Source organism: Halobacillus litoralis (assembly GCF_009856415.1).
Taxonomy (GTDB): domain Bacteria; phylum Bacillota; class Bacilli; order Bacillales; family Halobacillaceae; genus Halobacillus; species Halobacillus litoralis_C.
On the sequence record NZ_WMEZ01000011.1, the window covers coordinates 39,880 to 61,526 of the forward strand.

21 protein-coding genes are annotated in these 21,647 nt (G+C 41.6%); 6 read left to right on the forward strand and 15 right to left on the reverse strand.

Annotation, left to right across the window (positions count from 1 at the left end; genetic code table 11):
• Positions 1-59: 59 nt before the first annotated feature.
• The 3 genes from iolD to GLV98_RS18455 all read right to left on the reverse strand — a co-directional run bounded on the left by iolD (position 60) and on the right by GLV98_RS18455 (position 3,820).
• The gene (iolD, locus tag GLV98_RS18445; protein ID WP_160917507.1) at positions 60-1,973 is read right to left on the reverse strand and encodes a 3D-(3,5/4)-trihydroxycyclohexane-1,2-dione acylhydrolase (decyclizing); all 1,914 of its coding nucleotides are present in this window, start codon (positions 1,971-1,973) and stop codon (positions 60-62) included.
• A 48-nt stretch (positions 1,974-2,021) separates the two neighbouring features.
• A complete protein-coding gene (gene iolB, locus GLV98_RS18450; protein WP_160917508.1) occupies positions 2,022-2,840 on the reverse strand; it encodes a 5-deoxy-glucuronate isomerase in 819 nt (272 codons plus the stop codon).
• Positions 2,841-3,067: 227 nt separating this feature from the next.
• Positions 3,068-3,820 carry a DeoR/GlpR family DNA-binding transcription regulator gene (locus tag GLV98_RS18455; protein WP_160917509.1) on the reverse strand — a complete coding sequence of 251 codons (753 nt, stop codon included), beginning with the start codon at positions 3,818-3,820 and terminating at the stop codon, positions 3,068-3,070.
• Positions 3,821-3,996: 176 nt separating this feature from the next.
• Between GLV98_RS18455 and GLV98_RS18460 the strand changes: the two genes are divergently transcribed.
• The gene (locus GLV98_RS18460; protein WP_160917510.1) at positions 3,997-4,386 is read left to right on the forward strand and encodes a tautomerase family protein; all 390 of its coding nucleotides are present in this window, start codon (positions 3,997-3,999) and stop codon (positions 4,384-4,386) included.
• 199 nt (positions 4,387-4,585) lie between these two features.
• On the opposite strand, the gene GLV98_RS18465 is transcribed toward GLV98_RS18460, so the two are convergent.
• The 4 genes from GLV98_RS18465 to GLV98_RS18480 all read right to left on the reverse strand — a co-directional run bounded on the left by GLV98_RS18465 (position 4,586) and on the right by GLV98_RS18480 (position 9,226).
• Complete coding sequence (locus GLV98_RS18465) at positions 4,586-5,212, reverse strand: LysE family translocator (RefSeq protein WP_160917511.1); 627 nt, start codon at positions 5,210-5,212, stop codon at positions 4,586-4,588.
• Positions 5,213-5,271: 59 nt separating this feature from the next.
• Positions 5,272-6,090, reverse strand: coding sequence for a MerR family transcriptional regulator (locus GLV98_RS18470; RefSeq protein WP_160917512.1), 819 nt, complete (start codon positions 6,088-6,090; stop codon positions 5,272-5,274).
• Between the two features lie 1,390 nt (positions 6,091-7,480).
• On the reverse strand, positions 7,481-8,614 hold the full coding sequence (locus GLV98_RS18475; RefSeq protein ID WP_160917513.1) for an MFS transporter: 1,134 nt from the start codon (positions 8,612-8,614) through the stop codon (positions 7,481-7,483).
• A gap of 57 nt (positions 8,615-8,671) precedes the next feature.
• Positions 8,672-9,226, reverse strand: coding sequence for a TetR/AcrR family transcriptional regulator (locus GLV98_RS18480; protein ID WP_160915986.1), 555 nt, complete (start codon positions 9,224-9,226; stop codon positions 8,672-8,674).
• A 191-nt stretch (positions 9,227-9,417) separates the two neighbouring features.
• Here GLV98_RS18480 and GLV98_RS18485 point away from each other — a divergent pair, with 191 nt between their 5' ends.
• Positions 9,418-10,905 carry a glycine betaine uptake BCCT transporter gene (locus GLV98_RS18485; RefSeq protein WP_160917514.1) on the forward strand — a complete coding sequence of 496 codons (1,488 nt, stop codon included), beginning with the start codon at positions 9,418-9,420 and terminating at the stop codon, positions 10,903-10,905.
• Between the two features lie 119 nt (positions 10,906-11,024).
• On the opposite strand, the gene GLV98_RS18490 is transcribed toward GLV98_RS18485, so the two are convergent.
• Both GLV98_RS18490 and GLV98_RS18500 read right to left on the reverse strand, forming a co-directional pair.
• Positions 11,025-11,771, reverse strand: a complete 747-nt coding sequence (locus tag GLV98_RS18490; RefSeq protein ID WP_202410132.1) for an SDR family NAD(P)-dependent oxidoreductase — start codon at positions 11,769-11,771, stop codon at positions 11,025-11,027.
• A 679-nt stretch (positions 11,772-12,450) separates the two neighbouring features.
• A complete protein-coding gene (locus tag GLV98_RS18500) occupies positions 12,451-12,858 on the reverse strand; it encodes an Lrp/AsnC family transcriptional regulator (RefSeq protein ID WP_160917515.1) in 408 nt (135 codons plus the stop codon).
• 130 nt (positions 12,859-12,988) lie between these two features.
• Between GLV98_RS18500 and GLV98_RS18505 the strand changes: the two genes are divergently transcribed.
• Positions 12,989-13,768, forward strand: coding sequence for an MBL fold metallo-hydrolase (locus GLV98_RS18505; RefSeq protein WP_160917516.1), 780 nt, complete (start codon positions 12,989-12,991; stop codon positions 13,766-13,768).
• Positions 13,769-14,219: 451 nt separating this feature from the next.
• On the opposite strand, the gene groL is transcribed toward GLV98_RS18505, so the two are convergent.
• Positions 14,220-15,854 carry a chaperonin GroEL gene (gene groL / locus GLV98_RS18510; protein WP_160917517.1) on the reverse strand — a complete coding sequence of 545 codons (1,635 nt, stop codon included), beginning with the start codon at positions 15,852-15,854 and terminating at the stop codon, positions 14,220-14,222.
• A gap of 57 nt (positions 15,855-15,911) precedes the next feature.
• Positions 15,912-16,196: a co-chaperone GroES gene (gene groES / locus GLV98_RS18515; RefSeq protein ID WP_089654972.1), complete on the reverse strand. Its 285-nt coding sequence runs from the start codon at positions 16,194-16,196 to the stop codon at positions 15,912-15,914.
• A gap of 262 nt (positions 16,197-16,458) precedes the next feature.
• Here groES and GLV98_RS18520 point away from each other — a divergent pair, with 262 nt between their 5' ends.
• Complete coding sequence (locus tag GLV98_RS18520; RefSeq protein ID WP_160917518.1) at positions 16,459-17,175, forward strand: CPBP family intramembrane glutamic endopeptidase; 717 nt, start codon at positions 16,459-16,461, stop codon at positions 17,173-17,175.
• A gap of 1 nt (position 17,176) precedes the next feature.
• A complete protein-coding gene (locus tag GLV98_RS18525) occupies positions 17,177-17,377 on the forward strand; it encodes a YdiK family protein (RefSeq protein ID WP_089654970.1) in 201 nt (66 codons plus the stop codon).
• A gap of 45 nt (positions 17,378-17,422) precedes the next feature.
• Here the strand turns inward: GLV98_RS18525 and GLV98_RS18530 are convergent, their stop codons facing one another.
• Positions 17,423-18,835 carry an MDR family MFS transporter gene (locus GLV98_RS18530; RefSeq protein WP_160917519.1) on the reverse strand — a complete coding sequence of 471 codons (1,413 nt, stop codon included), beginning with the start codon at positions 18,833-18,835 and terminating at the stop codon, positions 17,423-17,425.
• A gap of 175 nt (positions 18,836-19,010) precedes the next feature.
• On the opposite strand from GLV98_RS18530, the gene GLV98_RS18535 reads away from it, so the two are divergent.
• Positions 19,011-19,832 (forward strand): SDR family oxidoreductase, encoded by an 822-nt coding sequence (locus GLV98_RS18535; RefSeq protein WP_160917520.1) that lies wholly within the window; start codon positions 19,011-19,013, stop codon positions 19,830-19,832.
• Positions 19,833-19,869: 37 nt separating this feature from the next.
• Here GLV98_RS18535 and GLV98_RS18540 read toward each other — a convergent pair whose 3' ends face one another.
• The 3 genes from GLV98_RS18540 to moaC are packed head-to-tail and all read right to left on the reverse strand — an operon-like array spanning position 19,870 to position 21,642.
• Positions 19,870-20,424, reverse strand: coding sequence for a GNAT family N-acetyltransferase (locus GLV98_RS18540; RefSeq protein ID WP_160917521.1), 555 nt, complete (start codon positions 20,422-20,424; stop codon positions 19,870-19,872).
• Positions 20,425-20,484: 60 nt separating this feature from the next.
• The gene (locus GLV98_RS18545; protein WP_160917522.1) at positions 20,485-21,144 is read right to left on the reverse strand and encodes a redox-sensing transcriptional repressor Rex; all 660 of its coding nucleotides are present in this window, start codon (positions 21,142-21,144) and stop codon (positions 20,485-20,487) included.
• 15 nt (positions 21,145-21,159) lie between these two features.
• The gene (moaC, locus tag GLV98_RS18550) at positions 21,160-21,642 is read right to left on the reverse strand and encodes a cyclic pyranopterin monophosphate synthase MoaC (RefSeq protein WP_160917523.1); all 483 of its coding nucleotides are present in this window, start codon (positions 21,640-21,642) and stop codon (positions 21,160-21,162) included.
• Positions 21,643-21,647: the final 5 nt, after the last annotated feature.

Consider the following 21,647-nt stretch of genomic DNA (forward strand, 5'->3'; position numbering starts at 1 on the left):
TTAATATTCAGAAGAGTGGAGATTTCCACCCTCCCATCATTAACTTTTACCGTTAAGGTCTAATACTGCTTTGCTTCCTCAAGCATCTTCATTCGATGCTCATGTGCTTTTTGAACGCTTTCCTTTTCTGAAACTTCCGCTACTCCGACATTCCACCAGCTTTGATAGCCGTCTGTCATAGTCTTTGGTAACACTTTCATGTCGATCAGTGTGGAGACGTCCTGTTTTTTCGCGTCTTCCAAAGCTTCTTCTAACTCTTTTAATGAATGTACTTTATAGGTTTTCGCGCCATAACCTTCAGCCACTTTGGCATAGTCAATATTCATAACCTCGTTCTCATCTGTTCTAAATTCACAATAATAACTACCGCTGCCATGATCCATTTGCAAATTATTGATACAGCCATAACCAGAATTATCAAACAGAAGCACGTTGATTTTCTTATTATATTGAAGCGAAGTAATAAATTCTGAATGAAGCATTAGAAAACTTCCGTCTCCAACAATGGAATATACTTCTTTATCCGGGTTCGCAAGCTTCAACCCAAGTGTTCCGGAGATTTCGTATCCCATACAGGAATAACCATATTCCAAGTGGTAAGTATTAGGTACAGTAGAATGCCAAAGTCTCTGCAAGTCTCCTGGTAGAGAACCTGCCGAACAAATAATGACACTGCTCGGGTCAATTGTTTCGTTTATTTTTAATAGGGCTGTTGTCTGAGGAAGCTCTGTCTTCAAAGCATCCGCATATTCATTCAGGACTTCTTGTGAAAAATGATTTTTAATTTCAGGGTCAAAGTCTTCTCTGCTGTAAACCACTTCACTCAAACGATCGCGTTCTTTTAGCCATTCAGTTTTCAGCTCTTGTATTTCTGAGCCAAATTCCGCTTCATATCCTTCTAATAGCGGCTGCAATTGCTCTAATGTAAGCTTCGCATCGGCCACTACTTGAAATCCATCCATTTTATAGGACTGCATTCGATTGACATTGATATTGAGAAAACGAGTATTCTCGAAGTTAAAAGCGGTTTTTGAAGAGGTTGCAAAGTCCGTGTACCTTGTGCCTACCCCGATAATGAGGTCTGATTGCTTGGCTGCTTTATTAGCAGCAAGGGTTCCTGTAATACCCAGGCCCCCTAGATTATTTTTGAAGTCTGATTCTACTGTAGACTTTCCTGCCTGTGTTTCTACCAAAGGAATGTTATGCTTTTCAGAAAGCTCCATTAGAATTTCACGGGCTTGAGAATATTTCGCACCTCCACCAACTAGAATGACAGGCTTTTTACTATTGCGGATTAGCTCTTCCGCGCCTTTCAACTCACGTTCACGTGGAATTGGGCGGTCCATATAATGAACCCGTTTCTTGAAGAAGTCTACATCAAAGTCATACGCTTCCCCTTCAACGTCCTGAGAAATTGAGATAGTTGCTGGACCTGCCTTGGCAGAATCTGTCATAACTTCAAAAGCTCGAATCAAGCTGCTCATCAACTGTTCCGGCCGTGTTACACGGTCCCAATATCTTGAAACAGGCTTCAAGGCATCATTGGTTGTTGTTGATATACTGTTTTCTTGCTCAAACTGCTGAAGAACAGGGTCTGGTTGCCTTGTAGCGAATGTATCACCTGGCAGGAACAACACCGGAATGTTATTCGCCAGCGCTGTTGCTGCTGCGGTAACCGTGTTTGCAGAACCAGGACCTACGGACGTTGTTACAGCATAAATTTTTTGTCTAAGTTTTTCTTTGCTATAAGCAATAGCAGCAAGAGACATTCCTTGTTCATTCTTCCCTTGGATGACCTTTAAATCACCAGAGTCTTGTTCAAGAGCCTGGCCGATACCGAGAACGTTCCCATGCCCAAATATATTAAAAATACCTTCTACAAAGGGAAACTCTTCTCCATCCACATGAATATATTGATTATTTATAAATTTAATTAGTGCTTGAGAGGTTGTTAAACGAATCGTTTCTTTCATATGAGGCCCACCTTTTATATTCTTTAGGTTTCATATTCTTATAGATTCTTAATCGCGATTTACAATCCATTCATGGTCTTCATCATTATTGAACTTCCACTTCCGGACAGGTCCAGCCATAACATTCAAATAATAGGATGTATATCCATCAGGTACTCCAACTGGGTGGTAACCTTTTGGAACAATGACAACATCCCCGTTCTCAGCTGTCATCGTTTCATCTAATGAGCGATCATCCGTATACACACGTTGAAAAACAAACCCTTGTGGAGGGTCCATCTCATGATAGTACGTTTCCTCTAAAAAGGATTCTTCAGGTAAATTGTCCTGGTCATGCTTATGCGGCGGATAGGATGACCAATTTCCGCTCTCTGTATAGACCTCAACAACAAGAAGACTATTTGCTGAAGGGTCAGAGTCAGGAAGAATATTATGAACTCTTCTTTTGTTGTTGTATTTCCCTCTATGTTCTACATCAATCGAGTCAGCTTTAATCAGCTTAGTGGGAAGCTGTTCTTCGGAAGGTGAATAGCATAAAGCAACACGAGCATCAGTAACCGCTTTCACTTCATAGATGCGATCGTTAGAAACATACACACTATCCGTAGGCTTCTGTTCAAACACGCTGTCACGGGTACCGAGATTCTCAAAGGTTTCCTTCCCTTCCTTGATATCAACCCTGCCTGTTAAAGCAACTATACAGCATTCCAAACCATTCAATTGTTCACCATAGAATGAACCTTTTTCCAAATCCACTACTTTAAACCCTACATATTCTAAGTTGCTTTGCTCTCCTGTAATGTCGTGTACTATGGTTACTCCTTCAGATTTCACCACACGTTGGGGCTTTTTAAGCAAATGGCTCATTTCCATCCCTCCATTAATTCATTTCATTAACAAACGCTTACAAAATAATTAACCAACAGTTACCCTTAAATAGATATTTCAGGGGGTTATTTTCATTTATTAAACTTTTAGTGTTAACTTTTGGTTAACTTATTGTTAAATTCTGAATCAATCATATTACTAAAAGCGTTTTCAGTCAACCGTTTTCAGAATATTTCTCCCACTAAATTTGTTAAACTCGTATTAGACTAGGGGAAAATCAGCTTTACATTATTCTTTTCAGCAAACTGTTTGTATTTATCTTCCGGCATTTCATCTGTTACTAAATAGTCGATATCCTCCATATCACAATAAGTGGTTAGAGAGTAATGATCGAACTTACTGTGATCCACTAAAAGGTAGACCTCTTCACTTCTCTCGACCACCGTACTTTTAATTTGCGTTTCTTGAGGGGAAGAATTCGTTACTCCATTCGTTAAGGAGATGCCTGTAGAAGCCATGAATGCTTTACTAAAGTTATAGCTTTTGACCGCCTCTGCACTTTCTAATCCTGCATATGATTTCGTGGACCTCTCATACATCCCGCCCGTTGAATAAATTCTTAAGTTGCTGTAGGGAGTGGCTTCAATCGTGAAATCCAGATTATTCGTAACGATAATTAGGTTTTTATCCTTTATAAATTCCAGCAATTCTACTGTTGTTGTACCTGAATCAAGAAAAATAATATCTCCATCTTTCACATAGGAAGCTGCCATTTCTGCAATTTTAATTTTTCCTTCTTCATTTTGCACTTTCCGATCATGGTAAGGTACAGTTGAAGATTTATTTGCTGACACGCCTCCATAAACCTTTTGAAGCTTCCCCTGATCCACTAACTCTTGAACATCTCTCCGGATGGTATTTTTAGATACTTTAAATTCTTTAACCAAGTCATCCAGCGAGACTGTTTGCATCTTTTGCACATACTGAAGTAACTCATTAATCCGCTTATTCTTTATCATTGCAAATGTCCCCAATCTTGTTTTATATTTGTATCTTATTTTGAATTCTTTCCTCCATATTACCAAAATACACTCAAAACTTCATCATTTTTTTGGATTATTTATAGAAAAAGTGTATGATTTTTTTGAATTGTATGATATATTTTGATAAATTTACTCAAAGGAGGAAAATAGAAATGCCATTAGTTCGATTTGATATTGTAGAAGGGAGATCTAATGAAGAACTACAGTCTTTATTAGACGCCTCTCATGAAGCTATGGTAGATGCTTTTGAAGTACCAGAACGTGATCGATACCAGATAGTGCACCAGCACCCGGCTCACGAGATGATCATACAGGATACCGGGCTAGGGTTTGAGCGCAGCAAAGATGTAGTAGTCATATCTCTCACAAGCAGACCTAGAACAGAACAACAAAAAGAAAAGCTATATAAAAACTTTGCTGTGTATCTTCAGGAACGTTGCGGCATCTCCCCTGAAGATCTTATGGTGTCCATTGCAAACAATGGGGATGCGGATTGGAGCTTCGGAAATGGAGAGGCTCAATTCCTGACCGGAAAATTATAAGAAAAAAAAGTTCCGAATATCAAATTTGATAATCGGAACCTTTTTTTATAGATTGGATCTATTCATTGATATGGCGTTTTCCATTCCTTACTTCCTCAAGTTCATGGCTAGGAAAGCGAAACCAAATTCATTTTTAACGTTCTCTTTGCCCCTCACCGACATTCTTCTAAAAGGTTTTTTGTAACGCAACTTTGCTGTGTTACATTGTAGTTGTTAGAAGTTTTAAACCCAATCCGACAAAAATAATTGTAGCTGTTACGTTCATATACTCATTGAAACGAGGTTTTTTTAAAAACTGTTCCCTGAAAGTTCCTGAAAAATAACCAAATAAGCTAAATATTATGGCAGTCAAGATAATAAAAATCAACCCTAAGACGACCATTTGCAGTGGTACATTTAACGTTTTATAATTTACAAATTGAGGAAGGAACGTTAGAAAGAAGATGGCCACTTTTGGATTTAAGATATTCATTAGTACCCCCTTAAGGAACAGACCATTAGAGCCATTATTACCTTCATTGTCCAAACGAATGATTACATTTCTACGTTTGAAAGACTTAAATGCAAGATAAAATAAATACAAGGCTCCTGCTATTTTGAAAATAGTAAATACAACTACTGAGGTTTTAATAATAAACGACAAACCCAGTGCTGCGGCTAAAGTGTGAACGATATTACCCGTACTTAACCCCATTGCGGTGATGACACCAGCTCGTTTGCCATTAGCCATTCCTTGAGTTACCGTAAATACCAAATCTGGCCCAGGGATGACAACTAAAATGATTGCTGTACCCATAAAAAGTAAAAGTGTTGATAAATCAAACATGAGAAGACCTCCTTCAAAAATACCTTTTTTATAAGATAAACCCTCCTGTAAGGGGAGGGTCAATACTTTACTGGTATTTGTATTTCGGTCAGGTAGTCTTCCTTTCTTTTTGAAACATACTGGTTAATGATTGTCCTTTCAATGGCATCGCCAACCATTTGAAGACCGTTTTCTTGGATGAAGTTTAGGAGTATCCTGTAATATTGTAGGGAATCATTATGACTTCCCTTATAATAAATGCAGGCATATGTTCCTTCCAGTAGCTTTGTCACTAAAGGACTTTTAATATCTTCTTCCTCGGCTAAAATGAATATGGAATTATATTCATCGAACTTAGATTCCTTTATACTATTCAAACTTACAGTAAGCCCAACACCTCCTATAAAAACGGAAGCTTTCATATTAGACATATTTTCTAATTGTCTTAGGGAAACCTCCAGCTCTGGTTCTGAACTTATTTTTCCCATTAACCTTACTATTTTTCTTTCTTTAAAATGCTCTACCGATGCAACTCCAAATTCCGCTATTCTTCGAGCATGTTTTATGTCGTTAATTCGGTTTTGAAATTTACGGTTAACACGTTCTAATTCCTTGATTTTTTTTTCTGATAATTCTTTTTGTTTTTCTAATAAATCTAAAAAGCTTTCAATGTCCCGTTGTACTAAGTGCTCCCCGATCTCCTTTAAAGAAAAACATAATCCCTTTAAATAATGAATAGTGTTTAACTGTTCAAATTGTTCGGTTGAATAGTATCTATATCCGTTATTTTTATCAATTTGAATAGGCTTCAATAAACCAATTTCATCATAATATCTTAAAGTCTTGATAGTCGTATTATGAAGCTTTGCCATTTCTCCGATCGAAAATTGATTCTTCATTTTTTTCTTCCTTTACCCATAGTCAGATTTTAATTATTTATATTAATACAGCTATAATTTCTGCGCCTGATCTTACTCAACTTATCCTCCCTTAGTTCAAGACTTTCATCCGAAAAATTGAAAAAGGAACCAGGGGTTGTTCAAGATATGCCCCCGATTCATGAAAACTCGATATCAAGATATCACCGAGGATTTTTTCTTGAGTGTATGTACTTTTGTGTGATCATTCCTGCATTAAAAACCGATATAATCATAATAAATAGAAGAGTCTCCGATTGAACAAAAACCTTTCTTCACCAGTAAACTCAATATATGAAAATGAATTAATTACAAAACAGATAGCAGCTAATAGGATCAAGAAAAACTGCCCTTTTAAAGACTTAACCATAATTAATAATTGCTCCTCATGGTTTTCAGAATTTGTCCCCTTATCTTTAATAAGGGTCATTGAGTATTTCCAACGAATTTTTCAGTCCCATCCCTATTTACAGTTTTCACGTTAATGTCTCTAACTTCCTGATATGTAGGAATAACATGATACCAATACCTTCTGTTATCATCTACATCCCCTGTTCTTTCAATCCCCAACTAGAACCAATTATTTCAAAAAACCTCCATAAGCTCAACTTTACTTTTGCACCAGATTACTCTAATATCTCGAAACTGAGTCTTACACATACCTGCCCTATACTTGGAGGCTCAGTTTCGAGATAATCGTCCAGTCACTTAATAACTATTATTTCGAAATCAACCCTTTGCCACAAGCATCTCTTGCAATAAATAGGAGCTAAGTCTTTTAAAATAGGTACATTTCTAAAAAACTATTATAAAATTCTTGTTAATTGGTTTATACAAGAGAAGAACTAGTAGTTAGTAAAAGAGCCGGCTAACCCTGTTGTCTCCCCCAATCCTAATAGATTATTTTGTTTCACTTCTAGCTTATCTTAATTATCTTCCAAAGAGAGATGAGCCGATCACCTATTAAAAAAAGCCTCTCAAAAGTTTATGAACTCTTGAGAGGCTTATGAATTTAGTAAACGATTTTAAAAACCAGTCAATATCCAGTCAAATTGTTCTCAAATCCTATGATGAAAGGGTTTTGGGCGCTATCACATCATGCCGCCCATTCACTCGGCTATTTAATAGGACAATAATAAGACCCACAGAACCTTGTTAAACCAAGGTTTCCATCGCAAAGTGAACTTATAAACAACAATAAGTTTTAATACTCTATGAACAAGTATCCAGTCATAATCCAGTCACTAAAAACACCACTTAGAATTCAGAATAAAAGAAATAGATCTTTACCCATTTGGGATTTCTATTATATAACTTTGTAAAGGTTACAACTTAGGAGTTATTACCTCCTCCCTCCAATCCTTCTTCAAAGCTAATTCTTATTTGGTCCCATCAAGGAAGCTACCATACCAATCAACCCGTAAAGTGTAAAAGAAGGAATATACCCCCATGTCCCAATAAACCAACCAGCAATTATAGATCCCAGGACTTGCCCCACTGCCAAAAGTAGAAATGGAACACCAATCCCTAAGGACGCATTCGTTATAAATACACGGATTCCCCAGACAAGAAGAACACCGGTTAAAAATATATAAGAGCAACCAAAAATCCCAGCTGCTAAGTACGACAATAACCAATTCTCAGATGTAACTGCTAGAATAGTAGAAGCTGACCCAATTGACAAACTTCCTAACGTATAAGAGAAACGCAAACCTCTTCTTTCAATTAAACTTCCAGAAAACCCACCTAACACCCCAAACAGCCCTATAATGACCCAAAATCCAGAAAGTTGCCATTCACTATAGTCCCCAGTTATCTCAATAAACGATCTGGAAAAAGTCCAGAAAGCCGCTGTAGAAACTCCCAGAGTAAGTGAGGCTAAACTCAGAGGGATGGATCCTTTCACCCCACGTATAGTGAGATTCCCTTTTTTAAACCTCAACTGCGCAGAACTCGTCTCCTCTTTTGGAATCACTTGAAAATTCCACAAAAATATCAAGCACGCCAAGGTAGCATAAATCAAATACGTCAGTCTCCAATGCGGCGTTAGTAAAATTGCTCCTAATCCAGATAGAGCTATACCGAAACTAGTGCCTGAATTAATCCAGGTATTCGCTCTACCTTGCTCCCCTTCTTTAATCCAAAACGCTATCGCCGCGCCATAAGGCGGAGAGACCAGACCCGTGCTTCCTCCAGCTAATAACACTCCTAAGGCAAGCACCCAGACATTTGAAGATATGCACATGAACAGCAAACCAATAAAAGCAGAAAGTCCTGCTGAAAGTATCATCCTTCTAGGACCTTCTCTTGTAGTAATTACAGTGGATAGAATAATTGTGAAGCAATAGGCTAAATAAAACAGTGAAGAGATCAGACCAGAAACCAACTCTGACATATTAAGTGTTTGATTGATCTCAGGGAGAAGCAGTCCAAAACTAAACCTTGCCAGCCCATAGGTGACCGCAATCATGGTAGCACCGGGAAATACTAACTTCGAAAAATTCATAATCTCTCACCTCTCATATTTAGATAGAACGACCTTTCTAATTTTCACTAAAAAAAATTACGATGTATGTTGGACAAGTGTCCTAGCCATCGCAATAGAATGTTTCGTTGCTTTCTCCGCTCCGATCAAAGTAGTCATCGATGTAGTACCTTCAAGCAACAATGTAAATTGATTTGCCAAATCTCGTTCGTTGTCTTTCCCTTTCCTTTGAGCTAATAATTGAAAATACTTCAGCAATTTGGATTTATGCCCTCTTGCAATGCTTTCAATTTCATTATCAGTTCCCGCATAGTCTTCTATGGCTCTTAAAAACATATCTCCCCTGTAGGATTGTTCTTTTAACCAGCGGCCATGAGCTTCCACAGCAAGGATGAATGGTGAATCAGATTCCAATTCCACGTGAGAATCTAAATAAGACCAATAACGTTCTTCTCTCTGTTTTAATACTTCTTCCACTAAATTATCTTTGGACGAAAAATGATTGTATACCGTCATAGTGGCTACATTAGCTTCATTAATAATTTGCTTTAATCCTACTCCGCGAAATCCGTGCTCATAAAATAATCGTTCAGCTACTTGGAGTATCGTATCTTTCTTTGTTGATCGACCCATATCAGCTACTTCTCCTTTAGATAGAACATTCATTTTATTTAATCTTATCAATTTGGCCCTTATGTAGCAAATCCAAATGTCCAATGGATAACATGATTGAGTATTTTCGGTTGATAAATTCAATGTGATTATGCAAGAATTAGAATGAACGTTCTATCTAATAATTAAGATACTTAAAAGGAGAATGATTTATGAAAAAAGTAACAAGCGTTTTTTGGATATCATTATCCATATCGATTGTTTTTGTCGTCTGGGGAGCGTGGGCACCTAAAAACTTAAACACGGTGTCTTCTGGAATTCAATCCTTTTTAACAGATAAGTTTGGCTGGTTATACATTTTTGCTGTATCGATATTCCTCATTTATTCGATCTATTTGATTTTCAGTCCTTACAGAAAAATTAAATTAGGTAAAAACGGAGACAAACCCGAATACAACCGAATCACATGGTTTGCTATGTTATTTAGTGCGGGGATGGGAATCGGTATCATTTTTTGGGGAGCAGCCGAGCCTCTTGTCCACTTTGCTTCTCCTCCACACGCTGATCCAGAATCCCAGGAGGCCGCCGTAAATGCTTTAAGATACTCTGTGTTTCACTGGGGACTCCAAACCTGGGGGATTTATACAATCATCGCACTAGCCATCGCTTATTTTAAATTCAAAAGGGAAATCCCTGGTGTGATTAGTGCAACCTTCCAACCGCTCCTTGGAAATAAAGCTAATGGCGCCATCGGGAAGCTCATTGATATCATAGCAGTTTTCGCTACTATCTTTGGTGTGGCGACTTCTCTTGGACTAGGTGCTTCTCAAATTGCCGGGGGACTAGCGTTTATTAGTGATATTGAAAACACAATGACAACCAAATTCATAATTATCCTTATAGTGACTGTGTTATTTATGGTATCTGCCTGGAGTGGAATTAGTCGAGGAATTAAGTATTTGAGCAATACTAACATCATTCTAGCCGTTATTTTACTCTTATTGACAATAATAATTGGACCAACAGGGTTTATATTCGACCAATTTTTCTCGGCTACATTTTCTTATTTGAAGCATTTACCTAAAGATAGCTTTGAGGTTGCGCCTTATGATTCAGATTATAATCAGTGGATTCAGGATTGGACCGTGTTTTATTGGGCATGGTTTATTGCCTGGTCTCCATTTGTAGGAACATTTATTGCCAGAGTTTCAAAGGGACGGACCATTCGAGAGTTTGTAATGGGCGTGCTTTTTGTACCCACCATCTTCTGTATCGTTTGGTTTGCTGTATTTGGAGGGGCAAGCCTTCACCAGGAACTTGAAGGAATTAACACCGGTTTAACTGAACTGGCGAAAGAGGAAGCGATGTTTGGAATGTTCTCTTCGCTTCCGTTCGGCACCGTCGCTACAGTACTAGCTGTATTGTTAATTAGTACTTTCTTCATCACATCTGCGGATTCTGCCACTTTCGTCCTGGGCATGCAAACGACAAATGGCAGTCTTAATCCTCCTAGTACGGTAAAACTCACCTGGGGTGTGATTCAAGCAGCCACAGCTTCTGTCCTTCTAGCTTCAGGGGGGCTTGGAGCCCTGCAGACGGCGTCCATTGTTTCCGCATTTCCTTTCATGTTTATTTTATTAATTATGATTTTTTCACTAAACAAAGCTTTAAAAGAGGATTTACAAGCACAGAAATATTGAAAGAAGGAGGAATGTTTTATCAACATTCCTCCTTCTTTATTGAAAAAGTTGCTATTCTATCTAGTTAAGTTTCCTATTCCCTGATTTCCACTACACATGCAAGTAAGCAATATGAGTGTTTAAGGAAGACTCAATTTGGTCATTCTGCCGCCATCCACTGTATAAACCTGTCCCGTGATAAACCCAGCCTCATCTGCTGCAAGAAAAGCAACAAGGGCCGCCACCTCCTCAGGGGAACCTGTGCGCCCTACAGGGTGAATACGGCCAATGTCACGCCGAAAAGCCTCTGTATCAGGTGAACTTTCAATGAGGTCGAGGTTCAGGTCGGTGTCGATCCAGCCAGGGGCCACCGCATTGCAGCGGATGCCTTCATGCCCATGATCCACTGCCACAGAGCGGGTCAATCCATGAAGCCCTGCCTTAGAGACACAATAAGCTGCATGTTTAGGATTGGCTGCCAGCCCTTCTGTTGAACCGGTGTTGACAATGCTACCTTTTGTCTTGCGGAGGTAAGGGAGAGCCGCGCGAATCAACAGGAAGGGCGCCGTGAGATTCACGGTGAGGTTACGCTGCCAATCCTCAAGGCTCATCTCTTCAATACCCGCTTCCATCATCATACCCGCATTGTTGACCAACACATCAAGTCGCCCTGTCCGGGAAATGACTTCTTCTACTATCCGTTCCGGTGTAGACGGATCGGAGAAATCAGCCGCAATCCAGTCGAAATCTTTATCCTCGCCGCGCTGGGCAGTGATCACTGTGGCTCCTTCTTCATGAAGCCGGCGAGCAATAGCCCGGCCGATGCCTGAACGTCCCCCTGTCACCAGCGCTGTTTTGTTTTCGAATCTTTTTATTTGATTTCTCATTAAATCGTACCTCCTATTTAAGCAATGTAAAACCCCTTTTGGTTATCGTATCCAAAAGGGGTTTTATTCTCAAATTATTCACTTCTACAAAGCATTAGTGTTTAAAGGCTTTTTACAGAGTTGTAAAAAAGAAGGATGGAAACTTATGCAGGCTCCACCTTTCCTAAAATAATCGCCTAATTTTTCATCGACCAGCATTATTTCGGCCTCTCATTAAAGCGAACGCTGTTTTTCAAATCATTGCCTTCTTTCATGGAATTACTGCTAGCCATCTTTCTTACAAATTCCTGGACGGTTTTCAAACTAAGTCCCGATTCCCAAAACTCGGCAATATCGGGAGTCACTTTCTGGTCGAATACGGACAGCTGGTCCGCAGCGACCATGTGCCGTTTTATCTGAAGGGGATTGCCGCATTATTTATCCATGCTCCTCTTGAGCCGTAGTACCATTCCCCTGAAGATACACTAAATAATTTAGTAAAGAAAAATTGAAAGAAACGACGGAAATTGTAGGAGAATCTGTCTACCGATTTACAAGACCAGACCCCTCTGCACATGAAAATGCACCGGCTCCGCCAACGATTCCAGGACCGATGCCCACAATTAAAGCAAGGAAAGTCGCAAGCCATTTATTAAACTTTACTTGATCCCAATCATTCGTTTCTACAAATACAAATATATTACTTAATAACAATCGATAATTTATAACTTACATAATTACTTATATCAGTCAAAAATTCGTCCAATATTTCATTGGATGGAAATTTACATTCAAGAAGATAGCAACTTTCACCACTGACCTTATAATTGTTTATGACATATGGATCTTGTTTTTGCACGAACGACAAATAAGGTCGGTGATTAGTGTCTTTAAGAAAAATGTGCAGGAGAGCGTGAATGGAATACCCCATTTTTTCTTGATTCACTTTAATGGAATAACCTTCAATGACTCCACTATCTTCTAATTTTGCCACTCTTGCGGAAGTAGCTGGTCCAGTCAAATGGACTTTCTCACCTAATTCCTTCATTGTAATCCGACTGTTCTTGGATAGTTCGTCTAAAATATCAATATCCGTTTTATCTAACATTTCTGGAACTCCTTTCATAAATAAAGTCAAACGACCAAAAGACTTTATTTAATCTATGTATTCGTCAGTGAGTCGTAGTTTAGAATATACATGGTACGAAACAATTTTTAAAGAAAAGGAGTTATTTCATATGAATATACAACTAATTCGAAATGCAACAATCACCGTTGAATATGCAGGGAAGAAGTTTTTGATTGATCCAATGCTAGCTGAAAAAGGGACTTTGCCTGCTTTTGGGCCTGAGGTAGGGTTACCTGAAGCACCAAGACAAGATCAGAACAATCCTTTGGTAGGCTTGCCGACATCCATTGAAGATGTCATCCAAGATATTGATGCGGTCATCGTCACTCACCTGCATCCTGACCACTGGGATATGGCAGCTATTGAAGCATTGCCAAAAGACATTAAACTATTTTCCCAAAACGAAGAAGATGCAACAGAAATACGCAACGCTGGGTTCAAAAATGTAGAGGTATTACAAGAGAATACCGTGTTTGATGATATCCAATTGATTAAAACAAAGGGCGAACACGGAAGAGGCGAAATCTTAAAAGCGGCTGGGCTCGTTTGTGGAGTTGTTTTTAAACACTCCTCGGAGAAAACATTATATATTGCTGGAGATACGGTTTGGTATGAGGCAGTTCAGGAAGTAATTGACGCACATAAGCCTGAAGTTATTGTCGTAAATGCTGGAGATAATCAATTTAATATAGGTGGTTCTCTCGTAATGGGTAAAGATGACGTATATGAAGTAAATAAAGCTGCCCCTAACGCAAAAATTATTGCTGTCCATATGGAAGCTGTAAATCACTGGACGTTATCAAGGGAAGAATTAAAAAACTTTGCTAACGAAAAAGGGATCTCCTCTCTGGTTTCAGTGCCTAATGATGGACAATCATACTCATTTTAATATGCCCTAACCCGAAAAAGTTCTTAAACGAACTGCATAAAAGTTTGAAGTAGGGAAAGCTGATTTTCATAACCGAAAATCAGCTTTTTTTATTTTATGGTTTGCCACGTTTTAAGCGAAGTGAGCTAGAAACAACAACCTGACTTTTAATAATTTTATGTTATAACTGAGCACCTATTCATGAAGACTCCGCTTCGGTATAACCGTCTTATCACTTAAGAACAATTTTTTAAAATCAACCTTTGTCACATGCATATTTCAACGTCCCTAAATTATTAATCTTGGTGTAACCAAATGTATCCCCCGGCCCATATTTAAGAATAAATGAAAAGCCTCTCAAAAGTTTGTAGACTCTTGAGAGGCTCGTAAGATTTAATGGACGATTTAAAAAACCAGTCAAAATCCAGTCAAATCGCTATCTAACCCTATGTTGAAAGGGTTTAGGGCGCTATCACATCATGCCGCCCATTCCGCCCATGCCACCCATATCAGGCATGCCGCCGCCAGCGTTATCTTCTTCTGGAAGATCAGCGACTACCGCTTCAGTTGTTAAGAACATAGCGGCTACGGAAGCTGCGTTTTGAAGCGCAGAACGTGTAACTTTTGTTGGGTCAACGATTCCTTGTTCAACCATGTTCACCCATTCACCTGTAGCTGCGTTGAAGCCTACGCCGACTTCTTCTGCTTTCAGACGCTCAACGATGATGGATCCTTCAAGACCTGCGTTGTGAACGATTTGGCGAACCGGCTCTTCAAGCGCACGTAGAACGATGCTTGCACCTGTTGCTTCGTCGTCTACAAGGCCAAGGCCTTCGACAGAGTTGATGATGTTGACAAGGGCTGTACCACCACCGGCAACGATTCCTTCTTCTACTGCTGCTCGCGTAGAGTTCAGGGCGTCTTCGATACGTAGTTTACGCTCTTTCAATTCTGTTTCTGTTGCTGCACCGACTTTGATGACAGCTACGCCGCCAGAAAGTTTTGCAAGGCGCTCTTGTAGTTTCTCTTTGTCGAATTCAGAAGTTGTTTCCTCTGACTGTGCACGGATTTGAGCGACACGGGAAGAGATCTGCTCAGGGTTTCCTGCACCTTCGACGATTGTTGTGTTTTCTTTTGTGATGACTGCTTTAGACGCGCGTCCAAGCTGGTCGATTGTTGTATTCTTCAATTCTAGCCCAAGATCTTCTGTGATCACCTGGCCACCAGTAAGTGTTGCGATATCTTCAAGCATTGCTTTACGGCGGTCACCGAATCCAGGAGCCTTAACAGCTACTGCGTTGAATGTTCCGCGAAGTTTGTTCACAACAATTGTTGCAAGTGCTTCACCTTCAACATCTTCAGAGATCAATAGAAGTGGCTTGGATTGTTGGACCACTTGCTCAAGTACAGGAAGGACTTCCTGGATGTTGTTGATCTTCTTATCTGTAATTAGAATGTATGGATCTTCAAGAACCGCTTCCATCTTATCCTGGTCTGTGACCATGTAAGGAGAAGCATAGCCGCGGTCGAACTGCATACCTTCAACCACTTCTAGTTCTGTGTTGAATCCTTTAGATTCTTCGATTGTAATAACACCGTCGTTACCTACGCGCTCCATCGCTTCAGCGATCAACTGGCCGACTTCATTGTCAGCAGCAGAGATGCTTGCGACCTGCGCGATAGAATCACGGCCTTCGATCGGCTTGGAGATTTTGCGAAGCTCTTCTGTAGCTACAGCTGTCGCTTTCTCAATACCTTTACGAATGCCGACTGGGTTTGCACCAGACGTTACGTTTTTAAGACCTTCACGGATCATCGCTTGTGCAAGAACTGTTGCAGTAGTCGTACCGTCACCAGCGACATCGTTTGTTTTAGAAGCAACTTCAGAAACAAGTTGTGCACCCATGTTTTCGAAGTGGTCTTCCAGTTCGATTTCTTTAGCGATTGTCACACCATCGTTAGTGATGAGTGGAGAACCGAATTTCTTATCAAGTACGACGTTACGTCCTTTTGGTCCAAGTGTAACTTTAACAGCATTTGCTAATGTATCTACACCACGCAGCATAGAGCGGCGTGCGTCTTCACTAAATTTGATTTCTTTAGCCATTTAAAATGCCCTCCTCATTAAAATCGTATCTCTTAAGTATTTTTATAGGAATAGTGACTACTGGATAACAGCTAGTACATCTGATTCGCGCAGAATCAAGTATTCGCTGCCTTCATACTTCACTTCTGTACCTGCGAATTTAGAATAGATTACGCGGTCGCCTTGTGCGACTTCCAGTGCTACTTTTTCACCGTTGTCTGTGATGCGGCCTGTGCCGACAGCAACAACTTTACCTTCTAGTGGCTTTTCTTTCGCAGAGTCCGGAAGTACGATTCCGCTCGCAGTAGTCTGCTCTTCTTCAACTAGTTCAATAACAATACGATCACCAAGTGGCTTTAACAATTAGGACACCCTCCTTGATATGGTTGTTTCAAATTTTTGTCGTTTATTAGCACTCGTTGATGATGAGTGCTAACACAATTATTATAATAAGCAATTCCCTATCGTTTTTCAAGTAGAAACTATAGAAATTTTGCACTTCTTTTTCGACAAAATTCTTACACTGACCCTTATTCCTTACGTCTGGTTTTGAAACTGTGATAGAATACATAAAGTATGTATATTGAAGCTATTAAAAGGTATTTATAAAAGGAGTCGTGCCTTTATGCCGAAACATTATTGGTACATCATTGTGACCTATCTCATCACACAGATTTCTGCCATTGCGGCTGTCCCGGTTCTCGTCCAGGCTGCGGGTATGTCCCGCTTCGATGCGATTGCCGTTTGGTCTGTGTTCAGTTTTACAATTGCAACCATCATCATCCTTCTCCTGCTCCGCCGCGATCCAAAGGATGCTTTAGCCCGGAGCGAGGATAAAGCAGGGCCGGGTAAAGTCGTCCTTTGGTCGATTGCCGGTGTGTTTTTAGCCTTATTCGCCCAAGCCATTGCCGCAACGATTGAACGTGAATTGTTCGGTGTATCACCGGGGTCTGAGAATACAATGGGACTGATGGAAATTGCCCGTGAATCGCCGTTGTTCATCCTCCTTCCTGTCGTGTTCGCCCCGATCACGGAAGAGATCATTTTCCGTAAGATCATTTTCGGTTCGATCTATAAGCGGACGAATTTCTGGCTGGCCGTTCTCGTATCCGCTCTCGTCTTCGGAGCGTTCCATTTCGATTTCAGCCACATGTTAGTCTACTTCTCCATGGGAGTCGTTTTCGCCTTCCTTTATGTCAAAACAAAACGAATTATTACACCAATCGTGGCTCATATGGCGATGAACTCGTTTGTTGTCGTTTCGCAGTACTTCCTCACTGAAGAGGATATCCGCCGCATGCAGGAACAGCTGGAGACCATCTTTATTGGAGGCTTTTTATAATATGAGAACATCACCCTTATTCATGGCTTTTCTTTACATGATGATGGGCGTCGCATTCACTTACATCGCCGCCCAGTCGGCAGAAGAAACGGTATGGAATGCGATGACCATCATTCTGGCCATTGTCGCGACATTCAACATTGCCGTAGCGATTCGGCTTTTCAATCTTCACAACAAGATTAAAAACGCAAAAAAGAAATAATGTCGCAAAAAAAAAGCAGGTCCTCGCTCGTGGACCTGCTTTTTTCTATGCTTCCTGTTCCTCTTTATCATCCTGCACACCTTTTAATATGAATGAAAACGGAATCGCGATGATCAGCACGATCGCAGATACGAGAAACGCTTCATTTAACGTCTGCAGGGTCGCTGCCTGCATATCGATATCCGGATTCGCTGACACTTGAGCCCGTCTCACCTCATAATAAATGGAGAAAAAGACGATCCCCAGCGAAGAAGAAATCTGCCGGATGATGTTGTTCATCGCTGACCCTTGCGCAACGAGATGTTCCGGAATACTGTTCATGCCTGATGTCGTTGCCGGCATATTCCCCATTCCCATTCCAAGGCCTCTCACTGTATTCAATAAAAGAATCAACCAGTACGGAGTGGACAACTGCAAAAAGCTCAAGCCGAGAGTTGCAAGCGCCATGATCGTGAGACCCGGTGGCACGATGTATTTCGGTCCTTTTTTATCGAGAATGCGTCCTCCGATGGACATGAATACCCCACTTGCAGCAGCGGCCGGCAGGAACAACAGTCCAGTCATGACTTCGTTCAGGCCGTACACATTTTGAATCAGTAATGGCAGCAGAAAAATCCCTGAGAACAAGCCAATGGATGCGGCTGAAGTGACGACGATCGAAACGGAATAGGTCGGCACTTTGAAAACGGACAAGTTCAACAGTGGATCCTCCTGGCGGTTTTCGTAAAAGACGAAAAGGACGATGGCGATCAGACCACCCGCAATCAGTGCAATGTTCAAGGGATCGAACAACGTCTCAAGCGTCCGTCCCCTTCCTAAGGCAAACAGCACCGAACCGATGCCGGTCGCAATGATCAGGAAACCAACCAAATCAAACCGCTTCGTCGGGTCTGTTTCGGTCCGTTCAAGAAATTTCGAAGATAAAATAAGTCCAGTCAGTCCGAACGGTATGTTGAAGGCGAACAACCACGGCCAGTCGAGATACTGAATGAGAAATCCACCGATGGTCGGTCCGATGGCTGGTGCAACCATCGCGGCGACGCCGTAAACTCCGACCGCAAGTCCCCGTTCATAACGTGGGAACGAATTGAAGATGAGCGCCATGGCGATCGGCATCATTAATCCGCCGGCCATCCCCTGGATTGCCCGGGATAGGATGACCATACCGAGCGTCGATGAAAAGAATCCGAGTGTGGAACCTGCAAGGAAGATACAGAGACCGACGAGGTATACCTTCTTTTTACCGAACCGGTCTCCGAAATAGCCGGTGAGCGGCATCGTCATTCCCATCGATACCATGAAGATCGTTAAAATCCACCCGACCGCAACGGCATCCGATTCAAAAATCTCGATGAACCGCGGCAGGATTGGGTTCAGCATACTATTGTTCAAAATGACCGTAAACGTCCCGAACAGGACAGACACGACCACGAGCCATTTATGAGGCAGTTTACTCAATTGTCTCACCCGCTTTCTTTCGATACGCGAACTATTATTTACTATACCACCTGAGCTGTTCATTAACCATGATTCCGCATGTTTCGACTGTAAGCGCCTTCTGTGCTGACAAAGGTTTACGACGATTCTGGAAGAGGGTATGTGCTATAGCAACGATTATAAGGAGGTCTTTAATATGGGACGTTTAGAAAATAAAATTGCTGTCGTTACCGGTTCCGCGACAGGAATTGGTGCGGCCACGGTAAAACGATTCGCCAGTGAAGGTGCGACGGTCGTTTGCGGGGATATCAATGTAGAAGAAGTACAGAAAACCGTGGATGAAGTGAAAAGCGAAGGTGGAAAGGCAGAAGCTGTGGAGCTTGATGTTTCCAATGTCGATAGTGTCCAGCAGTTCGCGAACTACGTAGAAGAGCATTACGGGAAGGTCGACATCCTGTTCAACAATGCCGGCGTCGATCAAGAAGGTGGAAAGGTCCATGAATATCCGGTCGAACTGTTCGATCAAATCATCGCCGTCGACTTGAGAGGGACGTTTTTGACGAGCAAATACATCCTCCCGCTCATGCTTAAAAATGGAGGATCTGTCATCAATACATCATCCATGTCCGGCCAGGCCGCGGATCTTGACCGCTCCGGATACAACGCAGCGAAAGGCGGCATCACCAACTTCACAAGAGCGATGGCGATCGACTATGCGCGTGAAGGCATCCGGGTCAATTCGATTTCCCCAGGTACCATCGAAACTCCGCTCGTTCAAGAACTTGCAGGTACCAAGCAGGAGGAAGAAGGCAGAGAGTTCCGCGAAGCGAATAAATGGGTCACGCCAATGGGACGGCTGGGACGTCCGGAAGAAATGGCGAATGTCGCCCTGTTCCTTGCTTCTGACGAGAGTTCGTATGTGACAGGAGAAGACATTACCGCGGATGGCGGCATCATGGCTTACACGTGGCCTGGCAAGATGCTCATGGATAAAAGCTGGAAAGAAAATACGGAATAATATTAAAAGAAGCTCAGCACTAGGCTGAGCTTCTTTTTTATTCTGCGTTTTTATAGTAGATCAAGTTGTCCGTCCATTCACCAAACTCGTGGATGAACCCTTTTCGGGTGCATTCATACACAAGACCTATGCTCTCTGCCATCTTGATGGAAGGGTCATTATCCAAATTGATATGGGCCTCGATCCGGTGGTAACTCAGTTGATCAAAAGCGATCCTTAATGCTTCAGCCACCGCTTCCTTCCCATAACCCTTCTCCCAATGCTGGTTATGGATTGCATACCCGATTCTTCCCCACTGGAAGTCATATCTTACTAAAGTAGAGAAATCAATCATTCCCACGTGGGTTTGATCTCCTTTTAGAAAAACAGCGAAGATATACGCGGTATCCTCCATCGCTAACTGTTGGTGTTTCTCCACCAGCTCATCAAACCATTCTTTCGTACAAACACTCATATCAAGACGGCCTTCATCATGACGGCGCTTTGACGGAAAACGACCCTCATATCCTTGAAGCCAGCTTTCATAATCGCTTTTCTCAAGCGGTCTAATGACCAATCTTTCTGTTTCTGAACCAAACGTTAATGTTTCCAAACCCTTTCCCCCTAAAAAAAGAGTGAGAAACCAAAATGATTTCACACCCGTTTGTCTATCTTATTGATCTTCTTCCACATCGTCTTCGTTCAGTGGATAATGCTTAAGGAAATAAACAAGCGCCTGTAGCTCGATGGCAAGATCGATATGGTGGACCCTGACATTCGACGGCACACTGATTCTTGCTGGTGTAAAGTTGAGGATTCCGGAAATCCCCGCTTTCACAAGCCTGTCCGCAATCCCTTGAGCGGCAGATGACGGAACCGTGAGAATGGCAACAGAAATGTCGCCTAGTTTTTCCTCTAAATCGTCAATGTGCTCGACACCGACGCCACCCACCTCAGACCCGATCCGCTCCTCGTTCGCATCGAAGGCGATTTCGATCTTCGTATTGTTGTTTTTCGTGAAGTTATAGTTCAAGAAAGCCGTCCCCAGATTTCCGACACCAATCAAAGCGACACGTGTCGTTTCATCCTGGTCCAGGGTCTTTCTGAAAAAGGAGAGCAAATACTCGACGTTGTAGCCGTACCCTTTTTTCCCGAGTGCTCCGAAATAGGAAAAATCGCGGCGGATCGTCGCTGAATCGACTTTGACCGCATCGCTAAGTTCCTTCGAAGACACACGCAGTTTGCCCTGGGTATGAAGGTTGTTCAAAAAGCGATAATAGAGCGGCAGCCGCTTCGCTGTCGCCTGTGGAATCTTCGTTTGTTCGATATCCATTAGCACCGGACTCCTTTATCTGTTTCTCGTATAGTCGCCGTTTTTCCCGCCTGTTTTTTCTTTCAAATAGGTCGGGCCGATGACCATCCCTTTATCTAACGCTTTACACATGTCGTAAACCGTGAGGGCTGTGGCTGAAGCAGCCGTTAGCGCTTCCATTTCCACCCCTGTGCTCCCCTTCGTCTTCACAGAAACCTCGATGTTCAATGTCGGCTGGTCTTCTGTTTCCCAATCGAAGGATACATCAATGCCTTTTAATGACAACGGATGACACATCGGAATCCAGTCGGACGTCTTTTTTGCTGCCATGATGCCTGCCACCTGGGCCACGGATAGTACGTCCCCTTTTCCGATCTCATGGTTGGTGATTTTATGATAAATCTCTTCGTTCACTTGTACACTTGTTGCTGCGACGGCCGTCCGTACGGAATCTTTTTTGTCTGATATATCCACCATACGGGCGCGGCCCTGGTCATTAAAATGACTGAATTCCGCCATTTTCT